Here is a 13,319-nt window from a genome sequence, read left to right on the forward strand (position 1 = left end):
CGCCCTCAGGAGACGAACATGAGCAGCATCCGCATCGGCATCATCCTCGGCAGCACGCGACCCGGACGCAACGGCGAGGCGGTCGCGCGCTGGGTGCTCGACCGCGCCGAGAGTCGCGACGTCGCCTACGAGCTCATCGACCTCGCTGCCTTCCCGCTCCCGCACCTCGACGAGGCCCTGCCGCCGGCAATGGGGCAGTACGCCAACGCGCACACCAAGGAGTGGGCGCAGAAGATCGCCCAGTACGACGGGTACATCTTCGTCACGCCCGAGTACAACCATTCGATCTCGGGCGTGCTGAAGAACGCGATCGACTACCTCTATGGCGAGTGGAACAACAAGGCAGCCGCCTTCGTCAGCTACGGCAGCGTCGGCGGCGCCCGAGCGATCGAGCACCTCCGCGCAATCGCCAGCGAACTGCAGATGGCCCATGTGCGTCAACAGCTCAGCTTCTCCCTCGCAACCGACTTCGAGAACTACTCGACCTTCACTCCTGCCCCGCATCACGATGCGGCGGCGGACACGCTGTTCGACCAGCTCGAATCGTGGACGACGGCACTGAAGCCGCTGCGCGTGTCGTGAGTCGCCTCGCAGTCCGGCGTCCTCTCTGAGTCAGGCGACGACGTCGAAGAGCGACGGGGCATCGCCGGGTCGGCTTCGGTGTTCGAGGGGTGCGTCTCGCAGAGACGAGGAGATGCGACGGAGCACATCGCCTTGGGCGGGGTTGTAGAACTCGTTCACCGACGCGACGACCGTCCTCCGAGCCTCTTCCCGAGCGAGGTCAGGGGATCGAAACTCTTCCGACGACCAAAGAGCTTCAGCCCATCGCCAGTTCGAGGTCTCAGCGACCATCCGGCGTACCAGGAGCTGCCGCGTGGCCTCGTCCGCGTCGCACGCCAACGCGTCGAATTCCCGCCTCAGAGCGTGGGGTTCTTCCGCGACCATCTCTCTTAGGCGGGATGATCCGCTCGCGCTGTATACGCGGCTGCAGATGTGGATGAGCGCGAGGTCCGACTCGGAGAGCCTCGCGGCGAAGGCCTCGAAGCCTCGAGGCGCGTCGACGGGAGCTCGAACGTCCAGTATCGCGGCGATATCGGACCGCACGCGGGACAGGCGCTCGATCTCGGCTGCGACATCGGCGTCCGTCTGCCGAAGCTCCGCCCCTAGCCCGGTGCTGTCACGGCGGGCGGCTTCGAGCTTCGAGAGAGGTACCCCCAGCTCGGCGATGCGACGCACCTGCAAGAGCCTGACGAGATGCGTGACCTGGTACTGCTTGTAGCCGTTGCGACTGCGTTCGGGTGGATCCAGGAGACCGAGCGAGTGATAGTGCCGAACGGTGTTGAGGGTCGTTCCGGCCAGGTCTGCGAGTTCGCGCGTACTCCATGCAATGGCATCTCCTGACGCTCCTCCGCCGGAGGCCCGCCCTCGTATCGCTTCCATGTCATCAGGTTCGCTCCGCCGCGCTTCCACTCGCGTCGGCGGAAGTTGCCTAGTTCGACTGCGGCGGAGCCCGTGCAGATCAGACAGGGTGCCGGTGCCCGGGTACCCTATTTCAAGGACAGGCACGGACGGACCCGGCGGGAGCAGACCCTGACGAAGCTCTGGGGGCGTCGCGCGGAGCGCGCGGTTATCGAAGACCTGCTGGACTCGGCGAGAAACGGACGCAGCAGGTCACTCGTCGTGCGCGGGGAGGCCGGTATCGGGAAGAGCGCGCTGCTGGGCTACGCTCGCGAGTCGGCATCGTCATCGCAATTCCGAGTGGAGAAGTGCACAGGGGTCGAGTCCGAGACGCCGTTCGCCTTCGCTGGGCTGCACCAGCTCTGCGAGCCGATGCTCGATCGCGTCGGCGCGCTTCCCGCACCACAGGAGGCAGCCCTCGAGGTCGCATTGGGCCTTCGCGAGGGCGCCGCCCCGGATCATTTCCTCGTCGGACTCGCCACCTTGAACCTCCTGACCGAGGTCGCCGAGGGGACCCCCCTGCTCTGCCTCGTCGACGACGCACAGTGGCTCGACCAGGCGTCAGCCGGCGTGCTCGCGTTCGTGGTCCGGCGGTTGAAGGCGGAACGAATCGCCGTCGTCTTCGCGTTGCGTGATGTCGCTGTCGGCCAGGTTCTCGCCTTCACCGATCTCGAACCAGAGCTGCGCCTCGCGGGCCTCGTCGACAGCGACGCGCGGATGCTGTTGGACGAGCGTGTTCACGCACCGCTCGACGATGCTGTGCGCGATCGAATCCTGGCGGAGGCTCGAGGGAATCCTCTCGCGCTGCTCGAACTGCCGCAGAACATCAGGTCGGCGGAGTGGGCCGGCGGGTTCGAGTCACCGGGGGTCGCCGGCGTACCGCGACGCGTCGAGGAGACGTTCCGACGACGATCGGCAGGTTTGACGGCCGATGCTCAGACACTGCTTCTGGTGGCTGCAGCCGATCCGACCGGAGATGCCCGACTGCTCTGGCGGGCGCTGGACATCCTCGGAACCGGTCACGCGGCGGGCGAAGAGGCCGAAGCCTCGGGGCTCTTGGAGATCGGCGCACGCGTGTCGTTTCGTCATCCGCTCGTGCGTTCAGCGGTGTACCGGGCGGCCGCCCCGGCGAAGAGGCGCCGCATCCACGCGGCGCTGGCAGCCGCGACCGACGAGCGGGTGGACCCCGACCGTCACGCCTGGCATCGTGCGGAGGCAGTGGCGGACGTGGATGAGGGCGCCGCGACCGAGCTCGAGCTCTCGGCCGCGCGCACGCTCGCGCGGGGTGGTGCGGCGGCCGCGGCCGGGTTCCTCCAACGCGCGGCGGAGATCTCCCCCCGACCCGTCGCCCGCGCGAGACGGGCTCTCGAGGCAGCGCACGCCAAGCATGACGCGGGGGCGTTCGACGCGGCGCTGACGCTGGCGGCGATCGCTGAGATGGGACCGCTCGACGATCTGCAACGCGCTCGGCTCGAGCTGCTCCGGGCACGATTGGCATTCCACCGCACGGAGGGGAGGGACGCACCGGGGATGCTGCTGGACGCGGCCCGCACTCTCGCGCCGCTGGACGCCTCGCTCGCCCGAGAGACATACCTGCATGCACTGGACGCGGCAATGATCATCGGCGGATCCGGCGAGAAGCGAGGGGTGAAGGAGGTCGCTGCGGCTGCTCTCGCGGCGCCGCCGGCGCCCGATCGGCCCTCGCCCGCGGATGAGTTGCTCGACGGACTCGTCGTCGCCTTCACCGACGGGTACGCCGCCGGCGTGCCCGTGGTGCGACGCGCGGTGGAGGCATTTCGCGACCGCGGCTTCGACGGCGAAGCGATCGGCCAGATGGGAAGTCGACGATGGATGTGGTCGGCCGCCCGAGCGGCGGCCGCGGTCTTCGACGACGAGATCGTGCGTATGCTCGCCGAACGCAACGTTCGCCTCGCGAGAGAGGCTGGCGCCTTGACCACGCTGCCGGGCGCGCTGGCGGCGCTGTCCGCGACCCTGGCGCTCTGCGGCGACCTTCGACAGGCGGGCGAACTGGCGGAGGAGGGCGCCGCCATCTCGCACGCGACAGGCGCGGTGGCGCAGCCTTACGCGCGCCTCATCGTCGCCGCCTGGCGCGGACAGGAGGCGGAGACCACACGTCTCTACGCCGAATGCGGCCAGCGGGCGCGAACGCGAAACGGCGGCACATTGACCGCGACCGCCAACTACGCGCTGGCAGTCCTGCACAACGGCCGAGGGAGCTACCCCGCCGCGGTGGAGGCCTCCGTTCGAGCCACCGGGACGCACGAGTTCTCGAACAGCGGCATCAGTTTTCCCGAGCTCGTGGAAGCAGCCGTTCGCGCCGACGAGCGGAAGCTCGCGGAGTCGGCGCTGGAAGAGTTCTGCGCGCGTGCGGAGGCGAGCGGTACGCCCTGGGCACTCGGGCTGGCCGCGCGTTCGCGGGCTCTGGTCGCCACCGACGACAGCGCCGAAGCGCACTATCGGGAATCGATCGAACAGCTGTCCGCCTCCGGTGTGAAAGGCGACCTCTTTCGCTCGCACCTCGTCTTCGGCGAATGGTTGCGACGGAGTGGACGACGTCAGGATGCGCGCGAGCAGCTCCGCATCGCGCACGACTCGCTGACCGAGATGGGCGCCGGTGCCTTCGCCGCGCGCGCCGCTCGCGAACTGCTCGCCACCGGCGAGAACCCGCGCCGAGGCTCGGATCGACCCACAGACGCGCTGACCGCGCACGAACTGCAGATAGCCCGGATGGTGGCCACCGGCGCGACGTCTCGCGAGGTCGGCACGGAGCTCTTCCTCAGCAAACGGACCATCGATGCACACCTGCGCAGTATCTTCCGGAAGTTGAGCATCACCTCTCGCCGACAGTTGAAGAGTCTTCTTCCCCCCTAGACCGACACCTCGCGCTTGACCGTGTTCTGAGAACACAGGGTTCACTGACAGGCGAGCCGGTCCGCTGGCGCGAGGAAGGTGTCTCTGATGATCGATACGAGTTCGGATGACGGTGCGACGATGCCGCGGTTCGAAGGGATCAGGGCGCTGTTCATCAACGCGACCCTCAAGCGGTCGCCCGAGCCGAGCCACACGGATGGGCTGATCCGCATCAGCAGCCAGATCATGCGCGATCATGGCGCGCACGTCGAGGAGATCCGCGCGGTCGACCACGACATCGCGACGGGTGTATGGCCCGACATGACCGAGCACGGCTGGGATGTCGATGAGTGGCCGGAGATCGCTCGCAAGGTGCTCACCGCCGACATCCTGGTCCTCGCCGGTCCGATCTGGCTTGGCGACAACAGCTCGGTGATGAAGCGGGTGATCGAGCGGCTCTACGGCGGCTCCGCTCAGCTCAACGACACGGGCCAGTACGCCTATTACGGCCGAGTGGCGGGCTGCCTGATCACCGGCAACGAGGACGGGTCAAGCACTGCGCGATGAACGTGCTCTACAGCCTGCAGCACCTCGGCTACACCATCCCGCCGCAGGCCGACGCTGGCTGGATCGGCGAGGCCGGACCCGGACCGGGTTACCTCGATCCGGGGTCGGGCGGCCCGGAGAACGACTTCACGAACCGCAACACGACGTTCATGACGTACAACCTGCTGCACCTCGCGGCCATGCTCAAGAGCGCGGGAGGCGTTCCCGCATACGGCAACCGCCGCAGCGAGTGGGAGGCGGGTTGCTCCCCGCACCAGTACAACCCTGAATACCGCTGACCGGGACGGAGAGAACATGAGCACGGACACGACCATGGCGACCACGGGCTGGCCGCGGCTGAGAGTCGATGACTGGACGGCGACTCGCGACACGCTGCACATGTGGACGCAGATCGTGGGCAAAGTGCGACTCGCGCATGCGCCATTGATGAACCACTGGTGGCAGGTGACGCTCTACGTCACCCCTCGGGGGTTGGCGACCGGCAGCATCCCCGCGGGTCGACGTCTGTTCGATCTCGAGTTCGATTTCATCGACCATCGGCTCCGGCTCCGCAGCAGTGACGGCGAATCGCGAACCATCCGGCTGGAGGCGGTGCCGGTGGCGGGATTCCACACCCGGGTTCTCCGCGCTCTGAGCGAGTTGGGCATCGACGCGGAGATCTCGTCCGGGCCCAACGAAGTCGAACCCGCGATCCCGTTCGCGCAGGACACCGAGCACGCGTCCTACGACCCGGCTGCGGCTCGCCTGTTCTGGGAGCAGCTGATGCAGGCGCATCGGATCATGGAGGAGTTCCGGTCGCATTTCGTCGGCAAGGTCAGCCCTGTCCACTTCTTCTGGGGGTCGATGGACCTCGCCTGCACCCGATTCTCGGGCAGAGACGCGCCCGAGCATCCCGGCGGTGCACCGAACGTGGGTGACTGGGTGATGGTGGAGGGGTACTCGAAGGAGCTCTTCAGCTGCGGGTTCTGGCCCGGCGGGGGAGACCAGGGCGCGTTCTACGCGTACGCCTACCCGGAGCCCGAGGGCTTCGCGGAGCGCCCGATCGGTGTGGACGGCGCGTACTACAGCGTCGAGAACGGTCAGTTCCTGCTGCCGTACGAAGCGGTGGTCGACGCGGAGGATCCGGATGGCGCGGTGCTCGATTTCCTGCACGGCACGTACCAGGCCGCCGCGGAACACGGCGGCTGGGACAGGGACATGTTGGAAGACGATCCGAGCCGATGGGACCACGTCCGTCGCACCCGGTCGCCGCCGGCGCTGTCACGCGACCGAGCACCCCATGAGTCACTGACGAAGGAACGGTCCGAATGAAAGCTCACGACGACGACGGCGACCGCGCCGCTCGAGCCGCAGAACTGGGATGCGCGGCATTGGTGGATGCGATGGGACGGATCCACCCGCACCGGGCCCACCTCCTGCCCTTGACGAGTCCGGACCCGAGCCGGGCACTGTTCGGTCCGGCGGCGACCATGGCCTTCATGCCCTACCGCGACGATCTTCCCCCGACGGATTTCGCGCACTTGTTCTACCGAGCCCTGGGTTCGGCCCCGAAGGGCCGGGTTCTGGTGCTCTCCAGTGGTGGATACCCGGAGACATCCCACGGAGGGGGAACGAAACTCTCCCGTGGAGATCAGCATGAGATCGCGGGTGTGCTCGCCGACGGGCGCCTGCGTGATTTCGCCCAGTTGGCTGAATACGGGTTCCCGACATGGTGCCGCGGTGAGGCGACGCAGTGGGGCGGGAACATCGTGATGCCGTACGCAGCGGACGTCGCGGTCGAGGTCGGCGGCGTCACGATCGTCCCCGGGGACTACATCTATGCGGATACCGCCGGCGCGGTGGTCATCCCGGCAGGAAGCATCGACGACATCCTCGCCGAAGCGCACCGCGTGGATGAGGAGGATGCGCGCGCGGTGGAGCGGATCCGCGTCGAGCGCCCCGAAGACATGAGAGGGACGACATCGTGACGCCCGAGTATGACGGTGCAGTGATCGTGGGGCACATTCCCGGAGGGGACCCCGCAGTCCTGCGACACGCGAGCGCGCTCGCGGTGGCGACGGGTGTGCCGCTCATCGTAGCCCACATCGACACGAGCCGAGTGATCGACGCTCTGGATCCGGACGGCGCCGCTCCCGGCACGGCGGTCAGCGAAGCATTGCGGCGCGGCCGAAGAGATCTTGCCGTCGTCCAGGCCGAGGCCGACCTGGCTCTGACGGACTCGCCGGCGCGCTGGACGGTTCTCCAGCGCGTCGGCGACCCCGCCATGGCACTGCACGATCTCGCCGAGCGGACACAAGCATCGATGATCGTGATCGGGACCCGTCGGGACGAGATTGGCGCGGCCGTTCGCGAATTCCTCAACGGTTCGGTCGCGCTCAGGCTTGCCCGCCACCAGTCGCGCCCCGTCGTCATCGTCCCCACCGGAGTGGTGCATCCCTGGCGGAGCCGCACCCTGACGTGACGAGTCGCGGCGCTGCAGCGCTCAGCGCCTGCTCTCGACCCGACCGATCGGCTCGACGCCGTCGCCGAATGCGGCGCGGGCAGCGGGCCAGCTGCTCTCATCGACGTGCAGCGCGGTTCGGAGGTAGGCGGTGCTGAGTCGCTGGATGACGGCGACGCGCTGCGGGTCTTCGTCCGTCGTCTCCGCGACCTCGTAGCCGACGATCCCACCGAGTCCGTGCTCGGCACCGAAGAAGGTGAGGAGGTCGGTTGCACCCGGACTGTGCGTGTAGGCGTCGGTGAACCAGTCGGGTCCGCGGCTCGACATCTTCGATTGGTCGTGGTCGCCCGCCACGACGAGGGTCGGTGTGGTGAGTTCAGCGAACGACGGACGCATGAACGGAAAGTTCGCCTGCGCGAACGGGTGCAGGTCATCGCCTGCGAGGCCGGTCGCCGCTAAGAGGATGCCCGCACTCACACGACTGTCGGACATGTCGTCACCGAGCTCTCCTGTCTCGTCGAGGATCCGCGCACCGAGCAGGGCCTGAGCAGTCTGTCCGCCCCAGGAGTGTCCGGTCGCTGCCACTCGGCTGCGGTCCATCCGGCCGGCGAGGCCCGGTACGGCCGCTTCGATGGCGTCGAGCTGGTCGAGGATACGGGTGAGATCCGAGATCCGCTCGGTCCAGATCGAAGGGAAGACCGGATGGTCGAACCCGAACCCGTTCCGTCGGGAGTCGAGGTGGGTCGGCTGGATGACGACGAAGCCGCGGGAGGCCCAGAAGGCGGTGAGTGGTGCGTAGCCGTCGAGGTTCCATCCGTTGCCGTGCGAGAAGAGCACGATCGGGAGGTCGGTGCCGGATGCCGGTGCCGACACTCGCACTTCGAGGGGGACGGGGCGGCCGGGGGCCGAGAGCTCGACGGGGGCGACCGACACGACCGGAGCCCCCGCGCCGAGGATGGCGTCGAGGGTGTGCGCGACAGAGGAACTCATGAAATGCCTTTCCGGACTGACTGACCTGCGATACTGATATCGGAACAACGATCCATAACATTACGGAACGGTGATCCGTAATGCAAGTCGATGGTGCGCGCGGAAAGAGAGTTCATGTCGGACGAACAGATCGGGGACGCCGGACGCCAGGTGGGCCGACCGCGCCGTGACGCTCAGCTGCTGCTCGACGCTGCAGCATCCGTCTTCGTGGAATCGGGTGTCGATGCGCCGGTCCGGGAGATCGCGGCGCGCGCCGGCGTCGGGGTCGGCACGATCTACCGGCACTTTCCGACGCGGCCCGACCTCGTGGTCGCCGTGTATCGGCATCAGGTGGAGGCGTGCGCCGATGCCGGCCCCCGGTTGCTGGCAGAGAGCGCGACGCCCGAGGCGGCGCTTCGAGCCTGGGTCGCGCTGTTCGTCGACTTCCTGGTCACCAAGCACGGCCTCGCCGGCGCCCTGCAGGGAACGGGCGCAGACGCCCGCGCCCTGCACACCTACTTCGTCGACCGTCTGGTTCCGGTCTGCGGCTCGCTCCTCGACGCTGCGCTCGATCCAGCGCAGGCGGCGGACTCAGTGGATGCGTACAGCGTGCTCAAGGGGATCGGCAATCTCTGCATCGGTGCGGCCGCCGACCCCCGTTACGACGCGGATGCCCTCGTGCAGCTGCTCATCTCGGGAGTCCTGGCTTCGGGAACCGACGACCCCGCCGCGTGATCGACTCGGGAACTTCCCCGGTCTATCGATTACCCACCGCGACGCCGGCCGCTCGCAGCTCGACGAGATAGGCGCTGTCGGAAGGGTGAAGATAGTAAACCTCCGATTGCGGGTCGCCCGATGCCGACCGACGGACCAGCGATCCACCGGCTCCGATCACGGCGTCCATGGCGTCTGTGGTCAGGGGCATCCCGGGGTTGTGGAGGAGCCACTCTTGCGCGGACTTGCTGCAGCGTTGAAACCAGTGCTGACCGTCGTTGTTCGTCATGAGGTCACTTCACATCATGTTGCTGCCACATGGTCAAGCGTTCGTGTCGCGGCGAACGAACCACCCGCCTCGGTTCGCAGTAGGAGTTGACCATGTGGCAGCAACACGGTGTTCCATGGCTGCATTCTGCCTCGCGCAGCCCTTCGAAGGAGAACTCATGACCGAGATCACAGTCGTCCTCGTCCACGGCGCTTTCGCCGAATCGTCGACCTGGAGCGGTGTGATCCGCGCCCTGCAGAAGCGTGGAGTCTCCGCGTTCGCGACGCCGAATCCCCTGCGAAGCGTGACAACCGATGCCGCCAACGTGCGCAGCGCTGTCGAGTCGGTCGGCGGGCCCGTGCTCCTGGTCGGTCACTCCTATGGAGGCGCCGTGATCACCGAAGCCGCCGTGGGGAGCGATGCGGTGAAGGGCCTCGTCTATGTCGCCGCGTTCGCTCCCGACCAGGGGGAGACGGCGCTCGGACTGACCGGGCAGTTCGAGGGCAGCACCCTCGGCGATACAGTTCGCGCCTATCCGCTCGAAGACGGCACCAACGACCTCGTCGTCGACCGCGAACTGTTCCCGAACCAGTTCGCGGCCGACGTGGACATCGAGGATGCTCGGATCGCCGCGGCGACGCAGCGCCCCATCCGCGACTTCGCACTCGGCGAGGCTCAGCCGTCGGTGACGCCGGCCTGGAAGAGGCTTCCGTCGTGGTTCATGTTCGGCACCGGAGACAAGAACATCCCCGCCGAGGGGCTGCGGTTCATGGCCGATCGGGCGGGTTCGAAGAAGACCGTCGAGATCGACGGCGCGTCGCACTCGGTCATGGTCTCGAACCCGGAAGCCGTCGCCGACCTCATCGGCGAGGCGATCGCCGAACTGGGCTGAGCGGGCTGGCAGCATGAAGATCCTCAACCTCGTCCTCAACGCCGTGATCCTTCTCTCCGCGATGCTGTTCCTCGCATACGTCGGATATCATTACTTCGACTTCGGTCTGTTCAAGACGCTCCCCTGGGGAGTGTCCGGGTTCTTCCTCAGCGCCGGCGCTCTGCAGCACGTGGCGATCGGTCTGCTCATCGCGGCGGCGATCGGGAAGATCCTCCTCAGCCGCGCCCTGAAGCGGCGGGATGCCGGAACCCGGCCTGACGGCGCGGTTCTCAGGTGCTGCGCAGGGCGGCCGGGACGGCGCGCAGGTGCGCGTCTCAGAGCAGCAGCTGCCCGAGTGGACCCACCAGGTAGCGCAGCGAGTACGCCTCCCAGACGGCGCCGATGATCAGCAGCACGAGCGCCGGGAGCGCGAGCAGGCCCAGCTGGCGGAGGCCACGCAGATAGCCCTGGCGCCGGTTCTTCGCCGGCGCGGTGCGTGGGAGCAGCCAGTACTTGCCGATCAGGAACGCGCCCAGTAGGAGGAGGATGTATGCCTGCAGCTCGATCGCGAAGGTGAGGGAATGCGGGATCATGGCGACCCATCCCGCGGGCGTGGTCTGGACGATCGTGATTCCGGTGGTCACCGCCCAGTACCCGAAGAACGCGAGCCCGGCGAACGGCACGATGAGCGAGGGCAGCACGATGGTCAGGGCGCTCAGGCGGAAGACATTGACGCCGAGGATCGCCAGGGCGAACAGCGGGGGAGTGTTGAAGAGCCAGCGAACCAGTTCGCCGGTGCCGTCCGCTTCCAGCCCGGCGGCCTTGGCAGCGACGAGGTCGGGGAAGAGAAGCCCGGCGACGAACCCGATGAGGGCGAGGCCGTAGGCCGCCGCGTTGAGGATGAGGTAGACGCGCATGTTCTCGCGCACGACCCGGAAGGGTCGTCGCCAGAAGCGCACGCGCTCGGGATGGACGATGGAGGTCTGCGGAGTGGTCATGCATCCATCACACTCCGTCCCTCATCGAGCGAGTAGTGCGCCGGTGTCATGAGAACAGGTGACACCGTGTCATATCGTGTCGCCGCCTTGGCGCCTGACGGAGTGCACGCGGCGCTGCACGCCGCCCCGTCGCCGTCGCTTCCCGAGCTGCTCGCGATCGTGGGGGACGCGGCGCGCGTCGTCACCGTCGCCGACAAGGGCGGTGCCTCGAAGCTCGGCATCCGTGCCGTGGATGCTGTCAACGATTCGGCTCTTCTCGAACGCGCCGCCGATCTCGGCCACCGGGGCCTCTACTCGCCGCGCGTCGATCAGGTGCTCCCACTCGCTTCCATCGCCAAGGCGCACGAGCTGGCCGCGGGCGGCGGCAAAGTCGTGGTCATCGTGCCATGACTTCGATGGGCCGAGCGCTCGCGACTCAGATTGCGCGGGTGCTCAACCAGTCGCGGATGATCCGCACGACGTCGTCGAGGTTCGACTCCAGCACGAAGTGCCCGGCGTCGAGGAGCTCGATGCGCGCGTCGGGTGAGTCCCGCCGGAAGGCCTCAGCGCCGGCCGCGGCGAAGATCTCGTCGTTGCGGCCCCAGACGGCGAGCACCGGCACTCCGCTGGTGCGCAGCCACTCCTGAATGAACGGGTAGAGCGCCCGGTTGTTCTCGTAATCGCCGAAGAGATGCAGTTGTGCGCGATCGATTCCCGGTCGGGCGAGGAGGGCGAGGTCGTGCTCCCACGCGTCGGGGTCGACAAGGGTCGCATCGGGCACACCGTGCAGGTACTGCCATTCGACGGCTTCCCGCTCGAGCGCCGGGCGCAACGCGCGCTCGTTCTCGTCAGAGGGATCGTCGTGATACGCCCAGATAGGCGCCCAGAACTCCGGGACGAAGCCCTCCTCGTAGGCGTTGCCGTTCTGCGAGATGACTCCTTCGACGGAATCCGGATCGGCGAGCGCGAGGCGCCACGCGATCGGGGCGCCGTAGTCCTGCACATACACGGTGTAGCGGGTGACGCCGACCTCGCGGAGGAACCCGCGTGTGACCTGGGTCAATGCATCGAACGTGTAGGGGAACTCGTCGAGTGACGGCGTCGCCGACCGCCCGAATCCGATGTGGTCCGGCGCGATCACCCGGTAGTCGCCGGCGAGGGCGGGGATCAGATGCCGGAACATGTGCGAGCTGGTCGGGTAGCCGTGCAGCAGGAGCAGTACGGGTGCTTCGGCGGGACCCGCTTCCCGGTAGAAGACCTCGTAGCCGTTGACGAGCACGGTGCGGTGATGGACAGTCATCAGGAATCCCTTCGTTCGGACGGACCTTCCCAGCAAAGCCCCTGTTCCTGCCACACACTCAAGGGCAATTGTCACCGCCCGCGCTCCTCGGCGATGGAGTTGGCTCCGTCGACGGTGATGAGCTGCCCCGAGATATAGGACGCCCCTTCACCGGCGAGGAACGCGATCACGTACGCGACCTCCTCTGCGGTGCCGGACCGACCGACGGGTGTGGCCTTGCCCATGCGGCGTTCTCTCTCGGAGGCGGACGCGGTGTCGATCCAACCTGGAGCGACGGCGTTCACCGTGATACCCGCCGCCGCCAGGTCGATCGCTGTCGAGCGGGTCAATCCGACGATGCCCGCCTTCGCCGCGTGATAGGCCGTATCGCCGGGGTACGCCGCAACGGGTCCCGACACCGACGACACGTTCACGATGCGGCCGTAACGGGACGACTCCATGAGCCCCGTGACCGCGCGCGTCATCAGGAACGTCGTCGTCAGGTTGCGATCGAGCGAGGCGTGCCAGTGGCCGAGGAACCCGCCTCCGCCCCTAGTTGAGCCGTGGGAGTCGGACACGGCGGTCATTCCCGCGTTGTTGACGAGGATGTCCACGTCGCCGAAAGCGTCTGTCGCGCGCGCGACCACCGCGTCGACTCCGGCCTGCTCGGTGAGGTCTGCGACTACGCCTTCTGCGCGGATGCCGACATCGCGCAGTTCCGCGACGCGATCCAAGATGCGATCCGTGGTCGACGTGATCACTACGCGGTTTCCTGCGGCGCCGATCAGACGCGCTGATGCGAATCCGATCCCCGCAGTGCTTCCCGCGCCCGTGACGATGGCGACTCTCTCCCGTCGGTTTTCCGTCATGGTGCTGCCTCTCGTTCGCTCCCTCGCGGTCTGCTG

Annotated in this window: 13 protein-coding genes and 2 pseudogenes; 9 read left to right on the forward strand and 6 right to left on the reverse strand. The window is 67.6% G+C overall.

What is annotated here, in order from left to right:
* The first annotated feature begins 18 nt into the window (after positions 1-18).
* The gene (locus tag ACLKOY_RS13925) at positions 19-582 is read left to right on the forward strand and encodes an NADPH-dependent FMN reductase (protein WP_201471005.1); all 564 of its coding nucleotides are present in this window, start codon (positions 19-21) and stop codon (positions 580-582) included.
* Positions 583-612: 30 nt separating this feature from the next.
* Here ACLKOY_RS13925 and ACLKOY_RS13930 read toward each other — a convergent pair whose 3' ends face one another.
* Positions 613-1,440: a MerR family transcriptional regulator gene (locus ACLKOY_RS13930; RefSeq protein ID WP_201471006.1), complete on the reverse strand. Its 828-nt coding sequence runs from the start codon at positions 1,438-1,440 to the stop codon at positions 613-615.
* Positions 1,441-1,512: 72 nt separating this feature from the next.
* Here ACLKOY_RS13930 and ACLKOY_RS13935 point away from each other — a divergent pair, with 72 nt between their 5' ends.
* From ACLKOY_RS13935 to ACLKOY_RS13955, 5 genes and pseudogenes are all read left to right on the forward strand, one after another.
* On the forward strand, positions 1,513-4,350 hold the full coding sequence (locus ACLKOY_RS13935) for an AAA family ATPase (protein WP_436454185.1): 2,838 nt from the start codon (positions 1,513-1,515) through the stop codon (positions 4,348-4,350).
* An 87-nt stretch (positions 4,351-4,437) separates the two neighbouring features.
* A pseudogene (locus ACLKOY_RS13940) lies at positions 4,438-5,174 on the forward strand (flavodoxin family protein).
* A gap of 16 nt (positions 5,175-5,190) precedes the next feature.
* On the forward strand, positions 5,191-6,207 hold the full coding sequence (locus ACLKOY_RS13945) for a DUF5996 family protein (protein ID WP_436454186.1): 1,017 nt from the start codon (positions 5,191-5,193) through the stop codon (positions 6,205-6,207).
* Entirely contained in the window at positions 6,204-6,863 is a 660-nt protein-coding gene (locus ACLKOY_RS13950) for an RraA family protein (RefSeq protein ID WP_436454187.1), read from the forward strand. The genes ACLKOY_RS13945 and ACLKOY_RS13950 overlap by 4 nt, the downstream gene beginning before the upstream one ends.
* A 26-nt stretch (positions 6,864-6,889) precedes the next feature.
* Complete coding sequence (locus ACLKOY_RS13955) at positions 6,890-7,357, forward strand: universal stress protein (RefSeq protein WP_436454221.1); 468 nt, start codon at positions 6,890-6,892, stop codon at positions 7,355-7,357.
* Positions 7,358-7,378: 21 nt separating this feature from the next.
* Here ACLKOY_RS13955 and ACLKOY_RS13960 read toward each other — a convergent pair whose 3' ends face one another.
* On the reverse strand, positions 7,379-8,326 hold the full coding sequence (locus ACLKOY_RS13960) for an alpha/beta hydrolase family protein (protein WP_436454188.1): 948 nt from the start codon (positions 8,324-8,326) through the stop codon (positions 7,379-7,381).
* Between the two features lie 114 nt (positions 8,327-8,440).
* On the opposite strand from ACLKOY_RS13960, the gene ACLKOY_RS13965 reads away from it, so the two are divergent.
* Positions 8,441-9,040: a TetR/AcrR family transcriptional regulator gene (locus ACLKOY_RS13965; RefSeq protein WP_363574158.1), complete on the forward strand. Its 600-nt coding sequence runs from the start codon at positions 8,441-8,443 to the stop codon at positions 9,038-9,040.
* A gap of 22 nt (positions 9,041-9,062) precedes the next feature.
* Here the strand turns inward: ACLKOY_RS13965 and ACLKOY_RS13970 are convergent, their stop codons facing one another.
* Positions 9,063-9,308, reverse strand: a complete 246-nt coding sequence (locus ACLKOY_RS13970; RefSeq protein WP_436454189.1) for a hypothetical protein — start codon at positions 9,306-9,308, stop codon at positions 9,063-9,065.
* Positions 9,309-9,465: 157 nt separating this feature from the next.
* On the opposite strand from ACLKOY_RS13970, the gene ACLKOY_RS13975 reads away from it, so the two are divergent.
* On the forward strand, positions 9,466-10,179 hold the full coding sequence (locus tag ACLKOY_RS13975) for an alpha/beta fold hydrolase (protein ID WP_436454190.1): 714 nt from the start codon (positions 9,466-9,468) through the stop codon (positions 10,177-10,179).
* A 314-nt stretch (positions 10,180-10,493) separates the two neighbouring features.
* On the opposite strand, the gene ACLKOY_RS13980 is transcribed toward ACLKOY_RS13975, so the two are convergent.
* A complete protein-coding gene (locus tag ACLKOY_RS13980) occupies positions 10,494-11,156 on the reverse strand; it encodes a hypothetical protein (RefSeq protein ID WP_436454191.1) in 663 nt (220 codons plus the stop codon).
* Between the two features lie 72 nt (positions 11,157-11,228).
* Here ACLKOY_RS13980 and ACLKOY_RS13985 point away from each other — a divergent pair.
* Positions 11,229-11,546 (forward strand): annotated as a pseudogene (locus ACLKOY_RS13985) (NADP-dependent oxidoreductase); the annotation flags it as partial.
* A 25-nt stretch (positions 11,547-11,571) separates the two neighbouring features.
* Here ACLKOY_RS13985 and ACLKOY_RS13990 read toward each other — a convergent pair.
* A complete protein-coding gene (locus ACLKOY_RS13990) occupies positions 11,572-12,435 on the reverse strand; it encodes an alpha/beta fold hydrolase (RefSeq protein WP_436454192.1) in 864 nt (287 codons plus the stop codon).
* Positions 12,436-12,506: 71 nt separating this feature from the next.
* Positions 12,507-13,283: an SDR family NAD(P)-dependent oxidoreductase gene (locus ACLKOY_RS13995; protein ID WP_436454193.1), complete on the reverse strand. Its 777-nt coding sequence runs from the start codon at positions 13,281-13,283 to the stop codon at positions 12,507-12,509.
* Positions 13,284-13,319 lie beyond the last annotated feature (36 nt).

The sequence above is a fragment of the Microbacterium sp. K2 genome, from assembly GCF_051365005.1.
In the GTDB taxonomy this organism is placed as follows: domain Bacteria; phylum Actinomycetota; class Actinomycetes; order Actinomycetales; family Microbacteriaceae; genus Microbacterium; species Microbacterium foliorum_B.

Coding starts and splice junctions, on each gene's coding strand:
- ACLKOY_RS13995 (WP_436454193.1), bottom strand. CDS start 13,283: ATGACGGAAAACCGACGGGAGAGAGTCGCCATCGTCACGGGCGCGGGA.
- ACLKOY_RS13965 (WP_363574158.1), top strand. CDS start 8,441: ATGTCGGACGAACAGATCGGGGACGCCGGACGCCAGGTGGGCCGACCG.
- ACLKOY_RS13990 (WP_436454192.1), bottom strand. CDS start 12,435: ATGACTGTCCATCACCGCACCGTGCTCGTCAACGGCTACGAGGTCTTC.
- ACLKOY_RS13945 (WP_436454186.1), top strand. CDS start 5,191: ATGAGCACGGACACGACCATGGCGACCACGGGCTGGCCGCGGCTGAGA.
- ACLKOY_RS13950 (WP_436454187.1), top strand. CDS start 6,204: ATGAAAGCTCACGACGACGACGGCGACCGCGCCGCTCGAGCCGCAGAA.
- ACLKOY_RS13960 (WP_436454188.1), bottom strand. CDS start 8,326: ATGAGTTCCTCTGTCGCGCACACCCTCGACGCCATCCTCGGCGCGGGG.
- ACLKOY_RS13975 (WP_436454190.1), top strand. CDS start 9,466: ATGACCGAGATCACAGTCGTCCTCGTCCACGGCGCTTTCGCCGAATCG.
- ACLKOY_RS13980 (WP_436454191.1), bottom strand. CDS start 11,156: ATGACCACTCCGCAGACCTCCATCGTCCATCCCGAGCGCGTGCGCTTC.
- ACLKOY_RS13930 (WP_201471006.1), bottom strand. CDS start 1,440: ATGGAAGCGATACGAGGGCGGGCCTCCGGCGGAGGAGCGTCAGGAGAT.
- ACLKOY_RS13925 (WP_201471005.1), top strand. CDS start 19: ATGAGCAGCATCCGCATCGGCATCATCCTCGGCAGCACGCGACCCGGA.
- ACLKOY_RS13970 (WP_436454189.1), bottom strand. CDS start 9,308: ATGACGAACAACGACGGTCAGCACTGGTTTCAACGCTGCAGCAAGTCC.